Annotated in this window: 19 protein-coding genes and 2 tRNA genes; 10 read left to right on the top strand and 11 right to left on the bottom strand. The window is 47.7% G+C overall.

What is annotated here, in order from left to right:
* Positions 1 to 37 precede the first annotated feature (37 nt).
* The gene (locus tag ACMA1I_RS05375; protein ID WP_337067264.1) at positions 38 to 652 is read right to left on the bottom strand and encodes a MarC family protein; all 615 of its coding nucleotides are present in this window, start codon (positions 650 to 652) and stop codon (positions 38 to 40) included.
* Positions 653 to 1,396: 744 nt separating this feature from the next.
* Between ACMA1I_RS05375 and ACMA1I_RS05370 the strand changes: the two genes are divergently transcribed.
* Both ACMA1I_RS05370 and ACMA1I_RS05365 read left to right on the top strand, forming a co-directional pair.
* Positions 1,397 to 2,191 carry a hypothetical protein gene (locus ACMA1I_RS05370; protein ID WP_337067263.1) on the top strand — a complete coding sequence of 265 codons (795 nt, stop codon included), beginning with the start codon at positions 1,397 to 1,399 and terminating at the stop codon, positions 2,189 to 2,191.
* A gap of 43 nt (positions 2,192 to 2,234) precedes the next feature.
* Positions 2,235 to 4,133, top strand: coding sequence for a DUF5723 family protein (locus ACMA1I_RS05365; RefSeq protein WP_337067262.1), 1,899 nt, complete (start codon positions 2,235 to 2,237; stop codon positions 4,131 to 4,133).
* Positions 4,134 to 4,418: 285 nt separating this feature from the next.
* Here the strand turns inward: ACMA1I_RS05365 and ACMA1I_RS05360 are convergent, their stop codons facing one another.
* Together ACMA1I_RS05360 and cysC are read right to left on the bottom strand one after the other, a co-directional pair.
* Positions 4,419 to 6,464, bottom strand: a complete 2,046-nt coding sequence (locus ACMA1I_RS05360) for a M13 family metallopeptidase (protein ID WP_337067261.1) — start codon at positions 6,462 to 6,464, stop codon at positions 4,419 to 4,421.
* Positions 6,465 to 7,162: 698 nt separating this feature from the next.
* Positions 7,163 to 7,777 (bottom strand): adenylyl-sulfate kinase, encoded by a 615-nt coding sequence (cysC, locus tag ACMA1I_RS05355; protein WP_337067260.1) that lies wholly within the window; start codon positions 7,775 to 7,777, stop codon positions 7,163 to 7,165.
* Between the two features lie 133 nt (positions 7,778 to 7,910).
* Here cysC and ACMA1I_RS05350 point away from each other — a divergent pair, with 133 nt between their 5' ends.
* The gene (locus ACMA1I_RS05350; RefSeq protein ID WP_337067259.1) at positions 7,911 to 8,801 is read left to right on the top strand and encodes a sulfotransferase domain-containing protein; all 891 of its coding nucleotides are present in this window, start codon (positions 7,911 to 7,913) and stop codon (positions 8,799 to 8,801) included.
* Positions 8,802 to 8,914: 113 nt separating this feature from the next.
* Here the strand turns inward: ACMA1I_RS05350 and ACMA1I_RS05345 are convergent, their stop codons facing one another.
* From ACMA1I_RS05345 to ACMA1I_RS05320, 6 genes are all read right to left on the bottom strand, one after another.
* Positions 8,915 to 9,388, bottom strand: a complete 474-nt coding sequence (locus ACMA1I_RS05345; protein WP_337067258.1) for a hypothetical protein — start codon at positions 9,386 to 9,388, stop codon at positions 8,915 to 8,917.
* Positions 9,389 to 9,420: 32 nt separating this feature from the next.
* Complete coding sequence (locus ACMA1I_RS05340; RefSeq protein ID WP_337067257.1) at positions 9,421 to 9,936, bottom strand: GreA/GreB family elongation factor; 516 nt, start codon at positions 9,934 to 9,936, stop codon at positions 9,421 to 9,423.
* A 502-nt stretch (positions 9,937 to 10,438) separates the two neighbouring features.
* Positions 10,439 to 12,994, bottom strand: coding sequence for an ATP-dependent helicase HrpB (hrpB, locus tag ACMA1I_RS05335; RefSeq protein ID WP_337067411.1), 2,556 nt, complete (start codon positions 12,992 to 12,994; stop codon positions 10,439 to 10,441).
* Between the two features lie 251 nt (positions 12,995 to 13,245).
* The gene (locus ACMA1I_RS05330; protein ID WP_337067256.1) at positions 13,246 to 13,614 is read right to left on the bottom strand and encodes a hypothetical protein; all 369 of its coding nucleotides are present in this window, start codon (positions 13,612 to 13,614) and stop codon (positions 13,246 to 13,248) included.
* Positions 13,615 to 13,821: 207 nt separating this feature from the next.
* Positions 13,822 to 15,246 carry a 23S rRNA (uracil(1939)-C(5))-methyltransferase RlmD gene (rlmD, locus tag ACMA1I_RS05325; RefSeq protein ID WP_337067255.1) on the bottom strand — a complete coding sequence of 475 codons (1,425 nt, stop codon included), beginning with the start codon at positions 15,244 to 15,246 and terminating at the stop codon, positions 13,822 to 13,824.
* A gap of 36 nt (positions 15,247 to 15,282) precedes the next feature.
* Complete coding sequence (locus ACMA1I_RS05320; protein WP_337067254.1) at positions 15,283 to 15,471, bottom strand: hypothetical protein; 189 nt, start codon at positions 15,469 to 15,471, stop codon at positions 15,283 to 15,285.
* Positions 15,472 to 15,522: 51 nt separating this feature from the next.
* Here ACMA1I_RS05320 and ACMA1I_RS05315 point away from each other — a divergent pair, with 51 nt between their 5' ends.
* Positions 15,523 to 16,335: an SDR family oxidoreductase gene (locus tag ACMA1I_RS05315; protein ID WP_337067253.1), complete on the top strand. Its 813-nt coding sequence runs from the start codon at positions 15,523 to 15,525 to the stop codon at positions 16,333 to 16,335.
* Between the two features lie 384 nt (positions 16,336 to 16,719).
* On the opposite strand, the gene ACMA1I_RS05310 is transcribed toward ACMA1I_RS05315, so the two are convergent.
* A complete protein-coding gene (locus ACMA1I_RS05310; protein ID WP_337067252.1) occupies positions 16,720 to 17,457 on the bottom strand; it encodes an SH3 domain-containing protein in 738 nt (245 codons plus the stop codon).
* A 71-nt stretch (positions 17,458 to 17,528) separates the two neighbouring features.
* Here ACMA1I_RS05310 and ACMA1I_RS05305 point away from each other — a divergent pair.
* From ACMA1I_RS05305 to ACMA1I_RS05290, 4 genes are all read left to right on the top strand, one after another.
* Positions 17,529 to 17,601: transfer RNA gene (locus ACMA1I_RS05305), tRNA-Lys, on the top strand.
* A gap of 161 nt (positions 17,602 to 17,762) precedes the next feature.
* Positions 17,763 to 17,835: transfer RNA gene (locus tag ACMA1I_RS05300), tRNA-Lys, on the top strand.
* Positions 17,836 to 18,021: 186 nt separating this feature from the next.
* Entirely contained in the window at positions 18,022 to 18,504 is a 483-nt protein-coding gene (locus tag ACMA1I_RS05295) for a DUF4126 family protein (RefSeq protein WP_337067251.1), read from the top strand.
* Positions 18,505 to 18,723: 219 nt separating this feature from the next.
* Positions 18,724 to 19,437 carry a DUF4403 family protein gene (locus ACMA1I_RS05290; RefSeq protein WP_337067250.1) on the top strand — a complete coding sequence of 238 codons (714 nt, stop codon included), beginning with the start codon at positions 18,724 to 18,726 and terminating at the stop codon, positions 19,435 to 19,437.
* Positions 19,438 to 19,561: 124 nt separating this feature from the next.
* On the opposite strand, the gene hemH is transcribed toward ACMA1I_RS05290, so the two are convergent.
* Positions 19,562 to 20,617: a ferrochelatase gene (gene hemH, locus ACMA1I_RS05285; protein ID WP_337067249.1), complete on the bottom strand. Its 1,056-nt coding sequence runs from the start codon at positions 20,615 to 20,617 to the stop codon at positions 19,562 to 19,564.
* Positions 20,618 to 21,336: 719 nt separating this feature from the next.
* Between hemH and ACMA1I_RS05280 the strand changes: the two genes are divergently transcribed.
* Both ACMA1I_RS05280 and ccoS read left to right on the top strand, forming a co-directional pair.
* Positions 21,337 to 23,745, top strand: coding sequence for a heavy metal translocating P-type ATPase (locus ACMA1I_RS05280; protein WP_337067248.1), 2,409 nt, complete (start codon positions 21,337 to 21,339; stop codon positions 23,743 to 23,745).
* An 85-nt stretch (positions 23,746 to 23,830) separates the two neighbouring features.
* Entirely contained in the window at positions 23,831 to 24,013 is a 183-nt protein-coding gene (ccoS, locus tag ACMA1I_RS05275; RefSeq protein ID WP_337067247.1) for a cbb3-type cytochrome oxidase assembly protein CcoS, read from the top strand.
* Positions 24,014 to 24,082 lie beyond the last annotated feature (69 nt).

The raw sequence follows: 24,082 nt of genomic DNA, 5'->3' as shown, positions 1-24,082 counted from the left end.
AAACAACAATATCAAGTCAGAGCCTCTGCCAGCTTGCCTACACCTGCCCATGTGCCATAATCAGGTTGCTGATGCCGGTCACAACCATATCGATGCCGATGGCACCAAGGAAAAAACCATTGATGCGCAAAAGCAGCTCCATGTTTTTGTCGAAAGCCACTCTTACTTTTTTTGACTCCATCTGGTGCCGTACCTGCTTCAGGCCCATAATAACCATAAAGTTTATAAACATAATCAGGAAGAGCGCCAGCACTCCCTGCCATAGCTCCAATTGCTCCGACATGAGCACCGTTAGCGAAATCGTGCCTGCACCCACCATAAAAGGCAACGCAATTTCTGAGGCCAAATCGTGCAAATCGCCCTTTATCTGAATAAATGCTTTTTTGCCCTGTACAATAAACATATAGGCAAATGAGAAAAGCACAATGCCACCGAATATCCTGAACGAATCGAAATTAATTCGGAAAACTTTCTTAAATACCACATCTCCAAAAAGCAGAAACACCAGGAAAATAGAAAAAGAGATAATAGAGGCTTTCAGGAAAACAGACCGGAAATCTGTGTCTGACAGGTCGTGCATGACCGGTTTTAGATATAGGAAAAGTGCAAAGGGGTTAAGCATTACCAGGAAGCCTACTATCGCTGCAATCATAAAGTGTGTACCTGTTTAGTTTCTGTATGGTACGGTAGGCAGCCAGGATAGATTTAGTTGCTGATGCTATATTCGCTGTACTGCTAAAGAGCTGCCGCCATTTAGGAGGCCAGGCGGAGTAGCAAAGGAACCTTCGGAAGCTTGATTTAAGCTGCATCTGGTAATTGTGGTGCTGCTATTTCAGCTTAAATCGACTTTTTAGATACCAGCCTTGCTCACGCTTCTGATGGCGATATCCCATCTTTTCTTGAAATGACTTTTAAATTATGGAGGCAGTATTGCCTAACATGGGGTAACTGAACAATAATTGTTTGATCTGAGTCTGGTATATATTTAATAAAAAATTTGTTTTGTTCCAAAATTTAGTAAAAATACCCGGAAGTGGGTATTGTGGTTGATAGCCGAGATTTAAATATTTGTACAAAATATTTAAATTTTATAATGATTTATATTCGTTTGCCCTTTTCAATGTGTGTATTGGTAGTGCATTGCCTGCTCTTAGAGTGACACATTGAGCAAACTGCCACTCTACTTTGCGCTCAATCGGACCGGTAACCTCTGTTTTTGCTATCATACCGTGCGGTAAAGCAATGCCATTTAAGAGAGAATATAGCCGAACCTTGGCAACTAATGTCTTATAGCCTGTTTGTGGTCTATAACAGCAGGAGTATTGCAGCTCAGATACTTTAACATCAGATATGACTTATATTTTATTTTTTTCCACTAAAGCTTATAAACTTCAACATGAAACAAAATTTACAATTTTTTCTTCTTTTTGGGCTTCTCTTTACGCTTGCTGCTTGTGAGGAAGGTGTTTTGGGCCCCCGCCAACCCTTCTGCCAGGAGGAAAGGCAGGAAAACAGCAACGGCAGTTCTTTTGATAGATTCTACAACAATGATCGAATCACTGATTTGTATGCTTCTGCAAATGGTAACCTGTTGTATTATCACCAATTCACATATGATGATAAGGGCCGGGTTATCGAGAACAACTATCACGATATGCAGAACAACACGGTCAGTCCGCCCGAAATAATTGCCTATGATGAGAAAGGGAATTGGGTAAAGTCTACGGTTACTTACTCTAACGGCAATGAAGTATTCTACACAATTGAGTACGATGCGCAAAACCAGATGAAGAAGCTTACCTCTTCTTCTAAAAGGGCTGGTGCTGTTAGCGTGAACTTTACAATAGATTACGACTGGGAGGGAGGTAACAATGTGAAGCGCACTTATATCTCTTCTGTAATGCGGCAGGAGATAACGTATGAATTTGACCTGAGCAGACAAAACAAGCGGCGGAAGGAACAGGAAAAGTTAGCTTTTTTGTCGTTGGCGGTTGCCCATAACAGGAACATGTACCGAAAGTATACCACTATCTCAACCGACATTGCCTCCGGAGCGGTTACATCAACTGTACAGAACTTTGAGTATGAATACAACAGCCAAGGCTATCCCATCCAATTAACCCGGACCACTACCACAAACTCTGCTTCGCCTGTTACCACTACAACTTTATTTCACTACAGCTGTGAGTAGTTATGTATTGCCCATGTATTTTTTTAATCTCAAAATCAATTCTATGATTCGATATCTACTTTTTTCATTAATCCTGCTGCTTTCCTCTATTCGGTTACAGGGCCAGCACTCGCTCGGACTGGCGGGCAGTAATTATGCCGGTAGCCATGCCACCTTTCTCAATCCCTCTTCTATTGCAGATTCACGGCAAGGTTTCCATCTGAATTTAGGGACTGGTCATATTACTTTTTCTAACACATCCTTTTATAATACTGGCCCTACCGGGCATATTGGAAACTTGCTACAAGGTGGTGGGCAGGAAGTAGTGGAGAGCGGTGAGCTTGATCCTAAATCCTACTACCAGGAACGGCTAGATGGTAAGCAGAAGATGGCGCACTATGGACTGGAAATGCGCTTGCCTTCGTTCATGCTCAAGCTCGGACCACGCCACAGCATTGCCCTTACCAACCGTTTTAGAAGAGCTGCACATGCCAATAACGTTTCTGAAGATTTTGCCCGGGCTATCGGGTTTGGCATAGGCAATACTGCCATTCAAAATACTCCCTTTACCAACAGCGAAGCTTATTTTAACACCAATGCCTTTACTGAAACGGGCCTTACGTATGCCCTTGTGCTACTCTCGCAGGAGCAACGGTTCCTGAAGGCTGGTGTTACCGTAAAGAAGTTAACTGGCCTGCATACGGGGCACCTGCTGGTTTCGGAGGCCGACTATAGGCTGCAAACACAAAATGGCGAATCGACTATGCAGGTGCAACAGGGAAAGGCCAACCTCGGTTACTCCAGCAGCAATTACAGAATAGAAGCCAGAGACCTTATAGACGCCTTTCAAGGAAGCGGCATGCCTGGCTCCGGCTGGGGAATGGATATTGGTTTTACTTATGAGCACCGGCCTCAGTATGCAGCCTACCAATACACAGTAAACGGTAAGGAGCGAACTGACCACGGTGAGAACAAGTACAAGTACCGCATTGGAGCATCATTGCTGGATGTTGGGAATATCACCTACAAAGATCCGGAGCTGCGCCGCTACGAGGTTGCACGCCAGAACTTAACCATCGGCAGTTATACCTTTGAAGGCGTAAATGTAGACAGGCTCGGACCGGTAATAGAGGAAGCGCTGGAAGTGCAGGCTAGCGAGCGGAAAACGGAGATCGTGTCTGGGCTACCCACGGCCCTTCACCTGAACGTAGATTACCGGCTCACCCGAAACGTATTTGTAAACGGCTCCGTGCTTCATAACCTTCGTGCTAAGGAGGCAGTAGGAATGCGCCAGTACTCTACTCTTGCCGTAGCGCCACGCCTGGAGGGGCGAAAGCTGGAACTGGCGCTTCCACTGTATCTCACCAACAATTACCGCGATCTGGCGTTTGGTGCCATGCTGCGCTTTGGACCGTTTATAGTAGGTTCTGATAACCTGGCAGCACTTCTTGGGAGCAACAAAGCTGTAGGCCCGGACATATACCTGGGTATGGGGTTTGGTATTGCAACCGGTGGCCGGCGCCAAAGAATAGAAGAAAGAGCCAGGAAAAAAGAAGTTTCGAGGCAATTGAAAGCAGAAAAGGAGCAGCGAAAAGCAGCCAAAGCTGGTTTAACCTCTCCTGCTGTTACGTCTCCGTCTGCAGCTCAACCTGTTCATTCGGTGGAAAATACTCCTGCCGACTCTCTTTCTGGTGTAGAAATAAACAAAGTGGAAGTGCCGGTGGAAGAGCCCGTTTCTACTCCAGCTGTAGTTCCGGCCGAGAATGAAAAGCCAGAGCCAGCTCCGGCTCCTGAGCCCGCTACTTCAGTTGAGCCAGCCCCGGCTATAAAAACAGAGAACGGCAATGAGCCTGAAATGGTAAGCTACTCAGATGCTGCGCTGATAGGAACACCTGATTTTAGTTTAAATATTAAAAGCGGAGCAGAGCACGGAGCCTTACTGAAAAAGAGGCAATATTTTTAGAATTGAGCATAGCCCTGCACCCTTTTTATTGGCAGCAATAACTAAAGCAGACGTACCCAGATGTATACACCCTAAGAATAAATAAGGAATTGTGCCTCTGGAAGGTCTTTTTCATTAGAATAATTTGGTAACGACCTGTTGGCTGAGGTTTGAAAATGACTTCTATTCTTTATTTCTGGGAAAGTATATTCAAGGTGCTGAAACTGTAAATAAAAAGAACCTGCTCCGTTAAGAGCAGGTTCTTTTTTTAGGAATTTATTAAGGCTGCAATTTAACCATTCACCACTACCATATCTTCACTCGCTTCTCAGGAGCCAGATACAGTGAGTCGCCAGGTTTTACGTTAAAGGCAGTGTAGAACTCTGGAATGTTGCGGACTACGCCATTTACACGGAACTTGGCAGGAGAGTGCGGGTCGGTGTTAATCTGGTTTCGGAGCGACTCTTCGCGGGCTTTGCTCAGCCATGCTTGGCCCCATCCAATGAGCACTCGCTGCTCACCGGTAAAGCCATCAAGTACCGGGGCTTCTTTGCCGTTCAGGCTCTTTTTGTAGGCTTTCATGGCAATGCTTAATCCGCCCAGGTCACCAATGTTCTCGCCTAAGGTAAATTCGCCGTTTACATTCAGGTCATCAAAAACCTTAAACTCGTTGTACTGAGACACTAACGCGCCGGTTCTCTTTTTGAATTCCTGCTGGTCAGTTTCTGTCCACCAGTTGCGCATTACGCCATCTCCATCAAAGGTGCTTCCCTGGTCATCGAAACCGTGCCCGATTTCGTGGCCAATTACGCCACCAATGGCTCCATAATTTACGGCATCTTCTGCGCTCATGTCGAAGAAAGGAGGCTGCAGAATGGCTGCCGGAAACACAATTTCATTCAGCGGCGGGTTGTAATAGGCATTTACTGTTTGTGGCGTCATCATCCACTCGTCTCGGTCTACAGGTTTGCCGAGCTTGTTTATGTTGCGTTTATACTCAAACTCAGTGGCGCGTTGCATGTTGCCATACAGGTCGTTCTTCACCACTTTCAGGTCGGAGTAGTCGCGCCACTTGTCGGGGTAGCCAATTTTAGGAGTAAACTTATTAAGTTTGTCGAGCGCCTGTTTTTTGGTGTCCTCACTCATCCAGTCGAGCTCCTTAATGCTTGATTCGTAAGCTTTCAGCAGGTTGTCGACCAGTGTGAGCATGCGTTCTTTGGCTTCCGGCGGGAAGTGCTTTTTTACGTAAACTTTACCCACTATCTCACCCAGGTTGTTGTTTACCTCATCTACAGCGCGGCGCCATTGCGGACGTTGCTCTTTTGTGCCATACAGGGTTTTGTTGTAAAATTCGAAATGCTCATTATCCAGTTCGGAGTTAAGGGCGGTAGCAGAGCTGTGCACCAGGCTCCACTTTAGGTAAGTTTTCCAAGTGTCTAAAGGTGTGCTTTTTACAATGTTGTTGAGCGCCTTCGTGTAATCAACCTGTGTAATTACGATGCTGTCTTCCTGCTGCACCTCTGCTTTTTGTAGCATGGTGTTCCAGTCAAAATCTGGCATCAGCGTTTTCAGGTCTTTGGTGGCGTACTTGTTATAGAGGCCTACAATATTGCGGGTTTCCTCTTTTTTCATGTGCTGTGAGGCAAGCTTAGTTTCCAGGTCCAGAACTTGCGAAGCTTTTGCGGCACTGTTCTCGATGCCTGCAATGCGAAGCATATTATCTATGTGCTTCACATATTTTGCCCGGATGTCTTTCGATTTGGCATCGGTCTGCAGGTAGTACTCGCGCTCAGGCAAACCCAGGCCACCTTGCCAGGTGTACAGCATGTATTTTGTAGGATCTTTAAAATCTTCCATTACACCGATGCTAAAGGGTACCATGTTGCCCGATCGGTTGGCATAGGCAAAATAGTCGGCCAGCTGGTTCTGGTTGCTAATGGCGTCGATCCTTCGGAACTCCGCTGCGAGAGGGGCTAACCCAATGGAGTCCCGCACTTTTGTGTTCATGTAAGACTCGTAAAAGTCGCCTATTTTCTGCTCATCCGAGCCATCGGCAAAATTTCCTGAGGCAGCTTCCTCAATTATTGCTTTTACATCTTCCTGAGCCTTATCGTTTAGCATATGGAAAACTCCAAAAGACGATTTATCGGCTGGAATTTCGGTGTTTTTGTCCCAGTTGCCGTTTACGAAGGCCGTAAAGTTGTCGCCTGGGTTTACGGTGGTATCCATGTTGGCCACCAGAATACCGGACTTCAGCTCCCGGCTGGTTTCTTTGGTATTGTTACAAGCCGTAACCCATAGCAAAGAAGAAGCTAAGAGCGTAATCCCATAGGATTTTTTGATTTTCAGCATAATTTATTTTAGGGGTAAGATGATAGTTTTCTGACTTAACACGCAGCCGTAGAAATTGGAGTACAAAATTGACTGCCTAATATAACAATAATTGTGATAAAGGGCTCATGCAACAGGCAGCAAATTTTACAGAAGAAAGACTTGAAAAGAACTCAAATTGCCTGCTTCAGTGGCTCTGCTTCTGCAAGTGGAGGGGCTGCGACTATTTTAAAATTGGAGATTAGGGAAGTTTCTCCAGAGGAGCGGGCATACCAGAAAATACCCTGTATCCCATTTATCTAAAAAGGCCTCCTGAAGGCCATTTTCATTAGAATAATTGGCTCACTGTACTGTTAGGCTATCTCACATTTAAGAAATCTGATGATCTGCAATGAAGCTGGTAAGACCTCGCAGCGTGCGCAGCTCCTGCGAGCGTCTGGGCGAAGCGGAAGGATGACCGACAACCAGTTTCAAAAAAATCTATCATCTATCATCTAGTATCTAAAATCTTAAAATAGCCTCCGGAAGGCCATTTTCATTAGAATAATTTGAGCTAAAAGCTATTTTAAGCATGGTGTTGCGAAATTAGGCTACAATACCAAAAAGATTCACTTATGCCTCTCGCCCACAAGATCTTTGCAGGATGACAAAATGGTGCGTGGGGGAGATGACAATGCTTACATGTTATCAGAGTGTAAATAAATTAGAATAATCTAACCTTAAACCTTAACAAGGGCCTTATCCGGGTGCAGGAACTTTGGCGCAACATGCCGGATGAGCTTCTGCAGCGATTCCTCTATAGACTCGGTATCTGTTTGCAGCACCAGGTCTGGTGCGGCAGGAGCCTGGTAAGGAGCGCTAATGCCCGTAAAGTTCGGAATAATGCCTTTTCTGGCTTTGGCATAAAGGCCTTTTATGTCGCGTTGTTCGCAAACCTCCAGGCTGCAGGCTACATAAATTTCTGTTACCTTATCGGCTCCTACAATGGATTTCACCAGGTTCCTTTCTTCTTCGTAAGGCGAAATAAAAGCACACAGCACAATTAACCCAGCATCGAGCATCAGTTTGGCGACCTCACCTACACGCCTGATGTTCTCTTTTCGGTCTTGCTCCGAGAACCCCAGATCTTTGTTCAGCCCATTTCTGACATTGTCGCCATCGAGCAGGTACACGCTGTAGCCCTCGTGAAACAGGTAGGACTCCAACTGCAGGGCAAGGGTACTTTTTCCGGAACCAGAAAGGCCGGTAAACCAAACAAGCTGAGGCCGTTGAAGTAACCTTTGGGTACGTTGCTCGTGGCTGACTTCTGATTGTTGCGGATACAAATAGTGCATGGGCGCTGGCTTATAGATGGGGTTCAGTTTGTGTAATAATTGGGCCTTGTTAGGAAATGATGCCTCCTTGTACGCCAAAAAAGCAGGTATAGTCGTATAGGAGGCTGATAATATTTACATAAAAACGAACCACATGAAAATATTGCAAGGCGGTGCCCCCAAGTGCGGCAATTTCTGGCTGTACCAGATCCTGCAGCAGCTCCTCCGTAAGGCCGGCCACAACACGACAAGCTTTATTCAGCAGCAGCCTATCTACGAACTTGCCAAAACCTGGGACCTGAACTACCCAAGCCAGGCCAGCATCGATGTGCTCGATATCACCGATTTGCAGTACAGCTACCGCATCAGCAGTGTTTTCCGGATGCCAGTGGAAGATATCAACAGCTACCTCTCCCAAACAAACCACGTCTGGACTCACTCCCCGATCTGCAAACGAAGTCCAGAATTGCTCGGCCTGTTCGACAAAAAAGTGTACATCTTGCGCGACCCGCGCGACCGGGCTATTTCTGCTGCCAAGTATTACACCTCAGACTACATGCTGAAATACTACCCGCAAGAAGAAAAAGATCCGCAGGTGTTTCTGGAGAAGAACTTCGATAAGCTGCTGCAGGAGTGGGTGTGGCATGTGTTCGACCACCTGCGCCTGAGCCAGCCACACAACATCCACATTGCGTTCTACGAAGGCTTCCTGCTCGATTTTCAGCAGGAGTTAGAAAGGCTGCTGCAGTACCTGGGCCTGGAGGTAACAGCAGCGGAGCGGGAGGAGCTGGAGAAGGCGATGCATTTCTCTACTCTACAGAAGAAAAACCCGAAGCATCTTAGAAAAGGCGCATCGGGTTACTGGATGGAGCAGCTTACGCCTGAACAGGTAGAAAAGGCCGAAATTATTGCCGGGCCGCTCATTCGGTTTTTAGGTTATCCTTCGGAGCCAGTCCAGTCTATGACTTACACGACTACACCCCCGCATCAGGATTTTGAGCAGCTGAAGCAGGAGATCATTGCCTCGCAGGAGGTGCTGTATTAGTGCTTCGCTTAATTAGAAATTCAAAATTAGAAATGTTGAAAAATCTGCTTTCTTTATAAGAGGAGTAGATTTTTCAACTGATCAAAATTTATGCTGGTACGTTTGTTTAACTTTTACCACACCCCCAGCTGCCGCCCTATGGTTTTAAGCTGGCCGATGTGGTAAGCGTTGTGGTGCAGGGCAGTCATAGCGGCCCAGGAAATGGTTTTGCCGTTCGGTTTTACCTCCAAGAGATCCGTAGAGGCGTCTTTTACAATCTCAATCATCTCCTGTAGCTCATGTTCGAAGTGGCTTATGGCCTCCTGCCACTCCTGGTCACTGTCGGGCTGGTGGTTTTCAGGCCAGTGCGCATCCAGCCAAACCTCCTGGTTCTGCTGAGGGTCTTTCATAAACTGGAGCAGGGTGTGTTGGCGTGCCTGCATGTGGCCCAGCAGTACCCAGGCCGAAAAGTGCAAACCATCCAGCATGATGGCGGCTTTCTTATAATCAAATTCGCGGAGCAGAATAACGTTTGGGGCGAAGCCGCCCGCTAGCATTTCCACCAGTTGCTCTCTCAGTAAAGTATCGGGTTGAGTTTCTGTTTTCATGTGTTGGGTAGTGGATATCAATTGGGTAATTTTCAGTAGGAGATAGACGTGACTTCTACCTCTTCTTCGTTGCGGCCAAGGCGGAGCAAAATGTGTTGGCCCTTCTTGGTTCCTGTAACGGCCTGGGCAATAGGTGCTACAAAGGCAATGCGGCCCTCGGCTATAGATGCCTCGTCTACACCTACTATCGTAAAGGTTCTGATCGTGCCAATTTTTCCGCCTTTTAGTGTTTTTAAGGTAACAGTAGCTCCAAAGCGCACTTCGTCGGCTTGCTGCTCTTGCGGCTCAATTACCTTTGCACTGGCAATACGGGCATTTAACGCACTCCGTTTGCCGTTGAGAATGCTTAGTTCCCGGGTTCTGTTGGCTTCGTCTTCGTGGTTGGCTTCTACCTGTGTTCGTTGCGCCTCCAGGGCAGCTAGTTCTTCGCGGAGCAAAGCGATGCCGCGTGGCGTTACATAGTTTGGCGTGCCTGCAGGAAGAGCTGCTCTGGGTGGTATCAGTGGTGGTTCTCCCGCATCATCTTCTTTTACAAATGCTCTGCTCATGCCATGTAAAACGAAGTCTGGCAGCGGCAGGTTGTTATTATGCTTTTGCAGCTGGTGGGGCCTGGTTGGGGAGTAATTGTTTTTAGCTTTTGATGCTTTTGTAATCTCTCTTTTTTATTATCTCTTTGGGATCTTGTGGACGAGAGGTAAAAGCAGTGGCTATTGGCTTTTAGTCTAAGTTCGCATAGCTTATTTTCTTGCTGTGATCCCGGAGTGAAGCTGTTTCATTGCCTGCGTCTTTGTTCTTTTTGTCTTGATACAAAAAGAACAAAAAAAATCAAGACGATTTTGAACTCGCTGAACGCTCAAACAAAAAATCGTCAAATCATGCACTTGGCTATAGGTATTCGCCTAGTAGCCCCCTACCGCAATACTTTACAAGAATCTGCTACCCCACAACTTAAATTACTCTAATCAAATCATGGGTCTAGATATTAGGCTGCTCTCATCGAGAGCACAAATTTTAACTCATAACTCTAAACTTTTAACCCTTAACTCTTAACTAAATTGGAGGGTTTGGTCTTTTCTTTGTTCCACGGATGGGTGTGGCAGAAAGCGGATCGTCAGGCCAGTGGTGTTTGGGGTAGCGGCCGCGCAGATCTTTGCGCACTTCGAAGTAACCACTTGTCCAGAAGCTGCGGAGGTCGCGGGTAACCTGCACAGGGCGGGAGGCAGGGGAGAGCAGGTGAAGGAGCAAAGGCACTTTACCGCCTCCAACTCTGGGTGTATCGAGCAGTCCGAATACTTCTTGCAGGCGTACTGCCAGCACAGGGGTGGTAACTTCAGAATAATCTAAGGCGATGCGCGAACCGCTGGGAACTTCAAGATGTGAAGGCGCGAGGCGTTCCATTTCCTGACGCTGTTCCCAGGTTAGGCTGGTTAGCAGCAGCTCATTAAAATCCAGACGCGCCACCTGCTCCAGCGATCTTAGGCCCTGCAGGTGCGGCAGTAGCCATTCCTCCACCGTGGCTGCAAGTTCCTCCTCCGACACATCAGGCCACTGCTCCGGGGCCAGTTGATGCAGAAACGCGAGGCGTTGCCGGGTGCGTAAGGCTGTATCTGACCAGGGCAACCGATCTATACCTTTTTCGAGGAGCGCCTGCAGGAGAGCGTTTGCTACTAATTCCGGATCGGGTTTAGTGAGGTTAGTTTCCTCGAGAAGCAAAGCACCTAGTCTTGTAATTTGCCTGACTACAACCCGCTCTGTAGCGGCATCCCAGCGCACTTCCTGCAATTGCTCCAGTTGCTTAGTAAAATGTTTGAGAATATCGCTCTTAGAGACCGGAGCCGCCAGCATAACCCGCGGCTGTTTGTGCAGGTCGAGGTGTGCTACGCCGTAAAATGGCTCTTCGCTAAAAAGTTCTGTGGGTAAGGCTGCCCGCTGACCGGTAATAAGCCTTACGCGCCCCGACGATTCGCGCTGGGCCAGCCGGTCGGGGTAGGCCAGGGCTGTGAGTAAACCTACTGCCTCTGGTTGCGAGGTGCTATCTGGCACACGCATGCGCTGGCGCAGGTTACGTGCCTGTTCGCGGACCCGCCGTAGTGTGTTCTCATCAACAGAAAAGCCGGGAGTGTGAGGTCGTTTGCCTTGTAGTAGCTCCAGGCGAAGGTGCAGGTCTGGTAAGGTATGGCCAAGCATAGCCTCAATTGGTTTTAGCACATCGCGCTCTGCTAAGAGGGCTGCCAGGTTACAGGCTGTGGGGCCGTAGCCAAGCTCATGCCCGCGCATAACGAGGTGGCCCAGCCGCGGATGCAGTCCAAGAGATGCTAGTGCCTTTCCGTGGGCTGTAGGTTTGCCGGAGCGGTCGAGCGCTTCCAGGCGAAGCAGCAGGTCTTGGGCCAGGGCAAGGGCAGCAGCAGGAGGCATGTCGAGCCATTGGAGGTCAGCTACATTTTTTACTCCCCATAAGGCCAGTTCCAGGGCAAGGCTGCTGAGGTCGGCCTCGTAGATTTCGGGGTCCTGGCGGGGCGGTAGTTGTTGCTGATCGGCCAACGTCCAGAGGCGGTAGCAGATGCCCGGACCTAAACGACCTGCCCGGCCACGTCGCTGATCGGCTGCCGCCTGCGACACTGGTAAGGTGGCCAGTGTGGTCAGGCTGGTGCGGGGAACAAATTTCGGAACACGCGCAAATCCGCCGTCGATCACAATTTTAACACCTTCTATGGTTAAGCTGGTTTCTGCAATGCTGGTGGCCAGCACAACTTTTCGCTTGCCTGCCGGAGCCGGTTGTATAGCCGCCAATTGTTTAGCCAGGCTCAGGTCGCCGTGCAGCAGGTGCAGGTCGGTAGCAGGAGGTAGCTTGTCTTCCAGATGTTCCGCTAATCGTCGCATTTCGGCCATTCCTGGCAAAAAGACCAGTACATCTCCTTCAGCCTCCTGTGCCAGTGCCTGTCGAATAGTTTTGGGTACCAGCGATGCCAGCCGTTGCGCGGGGCGGGTACCGGCTGCGGCTACCTCGGCAGGCGAGAGGTAATGCGTTTCTACAGGGTATTGGCGGCCTTCGCTCCTTACCACCGGCGCCTGGAGCCAGGCACCAACAGTGGCTGCATCGAGAGTAGCGCTCATAACGAGCAGACGCAGGTCGGGGCGCAGTACGGCCTGTGCATCAAGGGCAAGCGCCAGCCCGAGGTCGGCGTGGAGGCTGCGCTCATGAAACTCATCAAAAATAATGGCAGCAATGCCTTCCAGAGCCGGGTCTTCCTGTAGCAGCCTTGTCAGGATGCCTTCGGTTACCACTTCGATTCTTGTTTTCTTAGAAACGGCCCGTTCCATGCGCACCCAATAGCCTACTGTTTGCCCTACAGTTTCCTGCAGCAGGTCCGACATGCGTTGCGCGGCAGCTCTGGCTGCGAGTCGGCGAGGTTCCAGCACCAGTATTTTTCCATCGGTTCGCCAACCTGCTTCTAAAAGAGCCAGCGGCACCAGTGTGGTTTTCCCGGCACCAGGAGGTGCTTCCAGAACAGCTCTCGTGTTCGTTTCTAACGTTTCGAGCAGCCGTGGCAGTGCTTCTTTAACAGGTAAATCGGGCAGGTTGGAGAAAGAGTCTGAAGTTGGCATCACACCTCAAAAGTCGGAAATTTTTTTGAGGTTTTTTTGGTGGTGGGTGTGGGTTCTTCTTCGGAAAGTGTTGTGGCTAAAAGGTTATTGGTTTTGGCTGGTTTGGCAAAATGCAGGAGAAGTAAGAGCGCTTTTGCTGTAAAATACGGAGCTAATATCAATTATTCTAATAGAAACAGCCTTCCAGAGGATTTTTGCCTCTGGCGAGCCATAGGGTAGCGGGGCTCACCAAAGGCATTCTCAGGCAGACTTTAATCTTCAGGGAAAGGAATAAATACAAAGTTGGTAAAATCCTGATCTACTACAAAGAGGCAGCAGAACTCATCCGGATCTTTGTAAGCGGCTATAAATTCTTCTGTTTTATCTTCTGCCACCAGTTTGCGTTGTACAAAATCTTCGAGGTAAGAGGCCGAAATATCCCATTCCAGCGCCAGTTCCTCTTTTGCCAGGAACAGAGAACCAACTGGCACCTGGGTGCGACTAAATACAAAAATCGGGTACTTCGATATCTGGCGCTTGCGAACCTGGTAAGAGGCTTCGCGCAGCGTTTCGGCCACCACTACAAAATCTTTGGAGATGGTGCCGAGGTATTTTCCATTTAATTCCGGATCGTTTTCCATTGGTAAGATTCTCGATAATAGATTTTAGATGCTAGACTTTTAACTCTAGTAGATGCTACAGGGGCCGCTAAAATGAGGAGTTACTGTGCGAAAGGATTAAAAGATGTTCACTCCACCCTTTGTACGCGCTTCCCGCTCACATGATTCTTTTAAAGATGACGATGTTGCTACTCCTAATCCCAACTCTAAACTCTTAACTTTTAGCTCTCAACTATTTACAGGTTTCGATTTCAGCAGCACAATATTCTCTACGTGGTGTGTTTGTGGGAACATGTCTACGGGTTGTACGCGAAGAACGTCGTATTTGTCGGAAAGCAATTCGATGTCACGGGCTTGTGTGGCCGGGTTGCAGCTTACGTATACAATCCGGTCGGCGTGCAGCTGTTGCAGTTTTTCCACCACATCGGGGTGCATGCCGGCACGCGGCGGGTCTGTAATCACCACGTCGGGCCGGCCATGGCGGGCAATCAGATCATCCGACAAAATATCTTTCATATCGCCGGCGTAAAAGGTGGTGTTGGTAATGTTATTGATGCCAGAGTTTATCTTGGCATCTTCTATGGCGCTTGGCACATACTCGATCCCGATTACTTCACGGCTTTGGCGGGCCACAAAGTTGGCAATGGTGCCAGCACCGGTATAAAGATCGTACACCAATTCGTTTCCAGTAAGTCCTGCAAATTCACGCGTTATTTTGTATAGCTCGTACGCCTGCTCAGAGTTCGTCTGGTAAAAAGATTTGGGACCTACCCGGAAGCGGATGCCTTCCATCTCCTCATGAATGTAAGGGGAGCCCTTGTAACAGATCACCTCCTGGTCGTGGTAAGTATCGTTCAGTTTTGGATTTACAACATACTGCAGTGAAGTTATCTCCGGGAAGCGCTCGTGCAGCATATCCAACACGCCGGTTATCACTTCCGGTTCATCCCATTTTACGAGCAGCAGCACCATGAGCTCGCCTGTGTTAGCTGTGCGAATAACCAGATTGCGCCAGAATCCTTCCTGCTTCACGGCATCGTAAAAAGGCAGGTCCAGATTTAGGGCGTAGTCGCGCACCGCCAGCCTGATCGCGTTAGAAGGGTCGGGTTGCAGGTAGCAGTGCTCGATGTTTAAAATTTTATCGAAGCGGCCAGGTATGTGGAAGCCAAGCGCACGGCGCTCGAACTCTTGGCCGGAGTTAATTTGCTCGTTGGTGAGCCAACCATTCCAGGAGAAGGTAAACTCCAACTTGTTGCGGTAGTACCTGTCTTGGTCATTGCCCAGGATCGGGTCGAAAGCAGGGAGTGCCACTTTGCCAATACGCTCCAGGTTATCCTGCACCTGCTTCTGTTTGTAGTGTAATTGTGTGTCATAGCTGAGGTGTTGCCATTTGCAGCCGCCGCACACGCCAAAGTGCTCGCAGAAAGGCTCCACGCGCAGGTCGGAGTAGCTATGGAAACGCACGGCTCGGCCCTCCATAAAGCTCTTTTTCTTTTTAGTGACCTGCACATCCACTACATCGCCGGGAGCCACGCCGCCTACAAAAATAACCATGTTGTTGTGGCGCGCCAGGCATTTACCCTCGGCCACCATCTCCTCTATCCGAATCTGTTCGATGAGCTCGAACTTCTGTTTTTTATTCTGTTTTCTCACGATGCTGCAAAATTAAGGAAAAATCGGGAGGAGTGTTTAAGATTTGAAAATTTGAAAATGTGTTGATTTGGAAATGATTGGAGCAGCAGTAGGAGCAGCGGCAGCTTTGGAAGGCCGAATTTTATCTAACTTATTTCTGAGGGTGAGGAACCACCAAGGGCCAACTGATGAACGTGGGCGGAAGAATGCAAGGAAGAACAATGCTTTCACTGTTCCTTTCAGCATAAATAATAACTTTGCAGGAGCGGTTTTAACTGCTGTTAAATTTTGATTGGAATGAAAGACAAAGTAGTACTTATAACAGGTGGCACTTCTGGTATTGGCAAGGCCTGTGCCTTTGCCTTTGGCAGGGCAGGAGCGAAGGTAGCCTTTTCGGGAAGAGATGAGAAGCGCCTGCAGGAAACGGCACAGGAGCTGCAGGCGGCTGGTATCGAAACGATTGCCATAAAAGCTGACGTTGCGGTGGAGCAGGAGTGTGAGCGCATGGTGGCCGAGACAGTGGCAAAATTCGGAAAGCTGGATATACTCATCAACAATGCTGGCATCTCCATGCGGGCGCTGTTCCAGGACCTGGATCTCGACGTGATCCGTAAAGTGATGGATATTAATTTCTGGGGCACCGTGTACTCTACTAAGTTCGCTTTACCTTACATTCAGGCAGCTAAAGGTTCTATCATAGGTATTTCCTCCATAGCCGGTTATCGTGGGTTGCCTGCCCGCACAGGTTATTCTGCCTCTAAATTTGCCATGCATGGTTTCCTTGAGACACTGCGCACGGAGCTGCTGCATACAGGGGTGCATGTGCTGATTGCCTGCCCAGGGTTTACGGCCTCCAACATTCGTAATTCAGCACTGGCGGCTAACGGGCAGCAGCAGGGCGAGACACCCCGCGAAGAAGAAAAAATGATGAGTGCCGAAGAAGTAGCCGAACGCATTCTAAAGGCTACGCAGCAGCGCAAGCGCGACCTGGTAATGACCATGCAGGGCAAAATGGCCGTTTGGGTAAATAAGCTGTTTCCAAGCCTTGCCGATAAGCTGGTGTATAATGTGATGGCGAAAGAGAAGGACTCCCCTCTGAAGAAGAAATAGATACAATGAAGTTAAAAAGCGGCAGCCAGAAAGCATTGAAAGTCTTCCTGGCTGCCGCTTTTCCATTTGCTAGATGCTGCTAAAATTAGAGCCGTATACAAAAAAAATAATTTTTAATTTGGTGTAGTACTACGGAAACTCCAGGATATTCCGCCGCCGGTGCGAGCTTGTAGCTTGTAACTTATATCATGCTCTATAATCCAGCGCATGAACCCTGAACAACCTGATCCTGCCCATTAAAAATTGTTGGTATGAAAATACGAGCTACAAGCTCGCACTAGCGAATAATACAGAGAATTGACTTGTACATTTTCCTCAACAAGATAAGCCTCCAATAGAGTAACATACGTTCTGCGTAACAGCAATTTCTAATTTAGCCCAGCCTTAAGGCAGCTCCAGTATATTCGCTTTCCGGATGTATGCCACTTCTCCTTTCCAACGAATCTCATACCAGATGTCCTGCTCCCCCCGAATAGGTACTTTGTGGCCCTGTGAGGCAGTAGCCAGCCAGGAGGAACCCGCCGATGGTGCCGACATAATGGCTACATGGTTGTTTTTGATGATGCCGGCATCTCCTAAATTCAGGAAGTTCACATAATAGAGGATAAACAACAGGTAAATGGTAAAGCCAATTTTAAAGGTATTGCTGAACCTGCGGCCTTTGCGCCAACTCAAAAACATAATTGTAACGATTACGACTGCTGCAATAAGCATCAGTTCGAGTATGCGCATGTAGTGTTTACTAAATTGGGTCTTAAAAAATTGCAGATCGCTGTATTCGTAGCCCGTCAGGCGGTGGGCTTGTGCCAGTTCTTCCATTTTTTTAAGAACGGAGCGGCTGGGCTGCTTGACGTAGAACAGATGCAGGTAATACATGGCGCTGGTATAATCGCGCAACCCCTCTTTGATGTAAGCCATTTTCAGGAGCATCTGCGGAGAGTAATGCTGCTCCTGATCCAGTATCTGCTTGTAAATAGTGAGAGCATCGGTGTATTCCTGCTTCTGAAAGAGAGAATCTGCCAGGTTTAAAGCATTTTTATCTGCCTGACAATAAGCAGCTTCGCTGCCAATGCCCAAAAAAAGAGTTAAAATTAAGGATATTTTGAACCAAAGACTTTGCATTTATTCAGATTGCTGTTAATTTTGCATCGCAATTCAGGGAGACGCCCAATGAAAATGCAAATTAGTAAAAAGATTCTGTAGCTCAGCTGGTAGAGCAATACACTTTTAATGTATGGGTCCTGGGTTCGAATCCCAGCGGGATCACACGATGTGAGCGAAAGCCTTTTCTTAAGGAGAAGGCTTTTTTCTTCTTCTGCTTTTTCACTTTCACATATTCAGCAGGAATTTAAAAAAGTGAAAAAAGTTTTTGATAGTAAAAATTAAATATTACCTTTGCACTCCCTTTCAGGGAAACATAAAGTACCGATTCTGTAGCTCAGCTGGTAGAGCAATACACTTTTAATGTATGGGTCCTGGGTTCGAATCCCAGCGGGATCACACCACTCAAAACGAGTAAAACATAAAAAGCCTGTTTACACAACGTAGACAGGCTTTTTGTTTTTACTATGGCTATCAATCCAGCTCGTCTATCAAAGTCAAAAAATAAAAGCTTTTCAATCGTTCACTTTTTCTTTTTATAGTTTCTTAACCTGAACTCTCCCGTATATACCAGAAAGTCTTATTATGAAACGATCTGAAAGAAATACGATTTTGCGAGCTGTAGGAATGGGGGCTATTGCAGGCATGCGTGCTATGTCTGCTCCGGCACTTATTAGCCATCAGGTACACAACAAGCCTGCAAGTCTGCTTGCCAACAGTCCGTTGCGATATTTGCAAAATGATTGGGTGGCTACGGGTTTTAAGGTATTTGCCGCCTCAGAACTGGCTGGCGATAAACTACCACAAGCCGGTGACCGAATAAGAGTACCATCGTTGCTGATGCGCGCAGCTTCCGGGGCGCTGGTAGGGGCTACGGTATTTGCTACACAAAAGCAAAAGCCATTACTAGGAGCCATGGTGGGGGCGGCAGCGGCTGTAGCAGCTACATATGCCAGCTTCTATGGCCGTAAAGCACTTGGCCAATATACTAATTTACCCAATGCTGCTTGCGGAGCTATAGAAGATGTCATTACCATAGGCGCTGGCTGGGCTATTTCCAGAAGCTAGTGCTGAGTATTGCCGTTGAAATTTAATTAATGGAGAGGTACAAGATAGTTTTGATCCAGGCATTGAGTACATTTTGCGTTGCTTGGAAAGCGGATAGTGGCTGATTTTTTTTGTGCCTATATATCTTGTTGATTTATAGGTTATTGTTCCTGCTGTTGCTGTGTCAGGAAGTATGCTTTTGAAGCCTCAAACAAAGTTTGAGGCTTTTTTTGTCTACCTTTGGGCTCGCATACTTCTTCTCGGAACAGACCAACAGCAGCCTGTTTGGCCTTGTTAGCACACTTGTTAAGTTTATCTATGGAAAACTCAATCAGCATAAACCTCCCAATTGCCGTTACCTATGGAGCCCTCGAAAATGTACTGAAACAGCAATTTACAGGCGAAGTTATTCCGAAGCCGGAGCCTGGTAAAGAAGCTAATCCTTATGCCCAAATCCTGGATGTTGGCATTGCGGGAAGTAGCGGTAGAGAAGGTACTATTATCCTGCATGTACAGCTGAAAATACTCCGGACTCTCCTGAAGCGCGATCGAGTTGACCTTTATGTATTGGCAACAGTAGGTTACGATAACGAGAGGCAACAGGTGTTTGTACAGCAATTTAACATGGAGTCGAAAACCTCGAGTAGCTTTTACAACAAGGCGCTTGAGGTATTGGTAAACAAGGTGGCCTACAACCAGATTATCCAAAGAACCAGAGTCAGTCTTCAGGATATAATAGGGGGACAGCTCAACAAAGTGAATGGTTTGCTGGCCGAGGGACTGAAGCTAAAAGGCTTGAAGCTGCTCGGGTCAGTAAACCAGGTGGCCGTGCAGGATATTGCTTTGCTCCAAGAAAAAGTGTCGCTGAACCTGCAGGTACAAGCTAACCTCGAAGCAGATATTTTTGATTTGCTCGGCCTGATGCCACCTAAAGAATCAGAAGTGCTTAGTTAAGAATTATAGGCTGAAGGAATATGCTGCCTCCTCCGCCGAGCTATTGGTAATTAATAAATAACACCTAAATTCTTCTAATAAAAAGGGCCTCATGGAGGCTTTTTAGGCACATTTAGTCTTATGCTTAGGCAACGGCTTTTAATTTGGCTGGTGTTACTATTTCGTTCGCAATTACTTCCCGAAGGCATTCTATCCAGAGCGGAGAGTCGTTCAGGCTCTCTACCAGTTGCCAGTCCGTGCCGCCGTGTTCTTCAAAAAGCTCCTTGTATTCATGTCCTACCTCCATGGTGGTTTCCAGGCAATCGGCTACAAACGAAGGCGCAAACACCAGTACCTTTTTAATGCCTTTTGCCGTCAGGTCTTTTATCACATCTTCGGTATAGGGTTGTATCCAAGGCTCATTGCCAAGCCGCGATTGGAAGGAGACGGTGTAGTTGTCTGGAGCAATTCCTAGTTTTTCGGCCAGGAGCCTACTGGTTTCGTAGCACTGGGCCCGGTAACAGAATTGATTAGCATGGTGGTATTCGGTAGCACAGTTGGCATGGTCGCAATTCCCTAAGCCATCTTCTTTATGCAATTGTCGCTCCGGAAGGCCGTGGTAGGTAAACAGGAAGTGTTCATAAGATGCGGTTGCCATATACTTTTTGCCCAGTGCAGCAAATGCTTCTGTAAACAAAGGCTGCGATAAAAAGTTAGTGATAAATTTGATTTCAGGTATTTGGTCCCAGATTTTTACCACCTCCATTACCTTCTGAAAAACTGAACCAGTGGTGGCGGAAGCATACTGCAGGTAAAGCGGCAAAACTAATATGTTGGATATTTTTCTCTCCTTAAATTTCGCCAGCGCTGTTTCTATTGAAGGACTTTGGTAGCGCATAGCCAGCTCCACTTCAAAAGCATCGCCTAGTGCATCTTGCAGCAGTTTTTTTACCTGGTAGCCATATGTTTTTAATGGCGAGCCCTCGGGTTGCCAGAGCTGCCTGTAAATTTTAGCAGATTTGGGAGCCCTGGTCGGTGCAATAATCAGGTTCACCAGCATCCATCTTTTCAGGTAAGGAATATCGATTACTCGCTCATCCATCAAGAATTCACGCAGATATTTTCTCACATCTTGCACCGAAGGGCTATCGGGTGTGCCTTGTTTTACAATCAATACGCCTGTTTTACCTTTAGAACTCATCGCTGAATAGTGTTATTATGAGGCAAAATTAGAACGGTAAGATCTGGTGCACGATGAGGTGTGGCAGTGTAAAAAATGACATTGGTCAGTTTTTTGCTCTTTATTCTGTTAAAAAGCCAAGGCATACCCAAGGCTGTTTTAAGCTAAAGTGGCTCTGAAAGGCCATTTTTATTAGAAGAATTCCATTGAAATAGAATGTCAAGCAAGGCATTGCGGCAGGAGGCAACGAAGCGAACTACCCCATCCAGGTGCACGAAATGAGCCGGCACTGTTCGAGCGTTCAGCGAGTGGGGTAGGGCCCCTCGATTCGGCGGGTCTTGATTTTTCTTGTTCTTTTTGTATCAAGACAAAAAGAACAAGAAAGCCAGCTATACAACAGCTTCACTCCGATGTCACAGTGGAACAGGCAACTTGCGAACTTAACCTAAACAGCCCACTGCTCTTGCCTCTCGCCCACAAGATCCTTTCAGGATGACAGGAATGTGGCTGTGGAAGTAGTGATATCCCTTTTGCTTCCACACAACCGGTATGAGAATAGCTGCAAGGTGCTGAACTGATATTTACCTGAAGGACATAATCCTAGAAATCCAGATTCGAACAGAAAGTCTTGCGGCCTGTGTTTTAACAAAGTGATTTGTATCACTTTGTTGACTGACTTCCATTCTTCTGCCAGCCGAGGTATGTAGGTACTTTTGTGTTATAACTAAAAGAAAATTGAGATGGAAGCCGCACTCCAAACCAATATTCAGACTTGCTACCATTGCGGGGACTCCTGCAACGATGAACCGATTGTAGCGCACGACAAAACGTTCTGCTGCGATGGTTGCAAAACTGTATACCAACTCCTCGAAGAGAACAACCTCTGTACCTATTACAACCTGGAGCAAAGCCCGGGTATATCAGGTAAGCAACCACTTGCCGAATCACGTTTCGCTTACCTCGACGATGCCGGGGTAGAGGCGCAGCTGGTGAACTTCCGCAGCGACACTATCAGCAAATTAACCTTCTACGTTCCGCAAATGCACTGCAGTTCCTGCATCTGGTTGCTGGAGAACCTCTTTAAGCTCAACCCGGGCATATCGGAGTCTACTGTGAATTTCATACGGAAAGAGCTTTCACTTACCTACTATAACCAACAAACAACGTTGCGGGAGGTCGTGCAGTTGCTTGCCCGCATCGGTTACGAACCCGCCATTACCCTGGCCGACACCGACGGAAAAAAAACGACCAGGTACAGCCGTACCATTATCTACAGATTAGGTATTGCCGGTTTTTGCTTCGGTAACGTTATGCTGCTGGCCTTCCCAGACTACCTAGCCGTAACCAACAGCCTGCAACGCAGCTTTGGCTCCTTCTTCGGTTACCTGAGCTTACTACTGTCTATTCCCACTTGGTTGTATAGTGCCCGTGGCTTTTTTACCTCGGCCATAGAAGGCATTAAACAGCGCATGGTCAACATCGACCTGCCTATTGCCACAGGTTTGCTGGCGCTGTTCTTTGTAAGCGTGTACCAGGTTTTAACAGGTTCAGGACCTGGCTACCTCGACTCCTTTACTGGCCTGGTATTCTTTATGCTTATTGGCAAGTATTTTCAGCAGAAGACCTACGATACCCTTTCCTTCGACAGAGATTATACTTCTTATTTCCCAGTGTCAATCACCGTGCTGAAAGACGATCAGGAGGAAGAGTATATCCCGGTTCGCAACCTGAAAGTGGGGCGCCGCATTCGCATCCGTAACCAGGAGCTAATACCGGCCGATGCCATTCTGCTACGAGGCACCGCCATGATCGATTATAGTTTTGTGTCCGGGGAGTCGGAGCCGGTGGAGAAAGTGACAGGCGAAATTATTTATGCCGGTGGCCGCCAGGTGGGAGAGAGCGTGGAGCTGGAGGTGGTAAAGGAGGTGTCGCAAGGCTACCTGACACAGCTCTGGAACGACAGTGTTTTCTCTAAGCAGGAGCAGGCCCAGAGTGTAGGTACCTACGCCAACGCAGCCGGTAAGTGGTTTATTATAGGTATTCTGATAGTGGCAGCGGGTACCCTCACGTACTGGGTGCCACGCGACCTCACCATGGCCATGAATGCATTTATATCGGTTCTGATTATTGCCTGCCCTTGTGCCTTATCGCTGGCTACGCCTTTTGTGCATGGGCACACGCTCCGGGTTTTCGGCAAAAATAAATTTTACCTGCGCAACACTGCTGTAGTAGAAACACTGGCTAAAATAGATACCGTTGTTTTCGACAAAACCGGTACGCTCACAGAGCCTAGTGCAGCAGAAGTTACCTACAATGGCAAAGATCTGGATCAGAAGCAGCAACGATATGTAAAATCCATTCTCAGCCACTCCACCCACCCGCTCAGCCAACGCATATTTCAGAGTATGGCTGGCGAAACCTCTACTGTACAGAGTTTTCAGGAGTTTGCCGGTAAAGGACTGGTTGGTGAAGTAGACGGGAAGCTGGTGCGCGTGGGTTCAGCGGCTTACTTGGGTGTAAATACTTTAAAAGGGCAGGATACCATGCAAACAGCCGTGTATGTATCAGTAGATGGCGTTTTGCTCGGTTATTATACCTTTTTTAACGTGTACCGCGATGGCCTGGCTGACATTCTCCAGGGGCTGGAGGATAAAAATATCTCGGTGCTATCCGGCGACAACGATCACGAACTGGTGCGCCTGCGAGGGCTGCTGGGAGAGAAAGCCTCCTTGAACTTTAACCAGTCGCCTATGCAGAAGCTAGAGTACATTCAGCAGCTAAAAGATGAGCAACACCGGGTGTTGATGGTAGGAGACGGCCTAAACGATGCCGGTGCGCTAAAACAAAGCGATGCAGGCATTGCCCTTACCAACAGCATTACCAACTTCTCGCCTTCCTGCGATGCCATCTTAGATGCCACTGCTTTTCATAAACTGAGCAAGTTTTTAGCCTTTTCCAGGAAGACGATGAACATCATTCTGGCCACGTTCGCAGTGTCGCTGGTGTACAACGTTATTGGTTTAACACTGGCTGTACAGGGCCTTTTCACTCCTATCGCCTCTGCCATCATCATGCCGATCAGTTCGCTGAGCGTGATCATATTCGCCACCCTCTCCGTGAAAATCGCCGCCAAACGCGCCGGGTTATAAACAATGCAAGCCAGTCAGGAGCTACCAGGAAAGCAGTAGTTTTTAAATTTTAACTCATAACTCTTAACTGTTAACTAAAGAAGCCATGTTCATCATCTTTTTATTAATCGGAATAAGTGTGGCAGTGGCTGCCGGCTTTTTAGGAGCTTTTTTGTGGGCTGTTCGCTCTGGGCAGTACGACGACGATTACACACCCGCTGTACGCATGCTCTTCGAGAACGAAGTGGGTGCCAGCCACAGACCTGCTACCGACAAACCAAAAAGTTAAGGCGGCAGCTCCTGCAGCAGCTGATTTCAATCAGCCCGGAAATTGACCTTGGTCATCTTTTAGGAGCGG

Source organism: Pontibacter sp. 13R65 (assembly GCF_047525655.1).
Taxonomy (GTDB): Bacteria; Bacteroidota; Bacteroidia; order Cytophagales; family Hymenobacteraceae; genus Pontibacter.
Note: the sequence above shows the minus strand (reverse complement) of the source record. Positions and strands in the feature narration are given on the sequence as shown.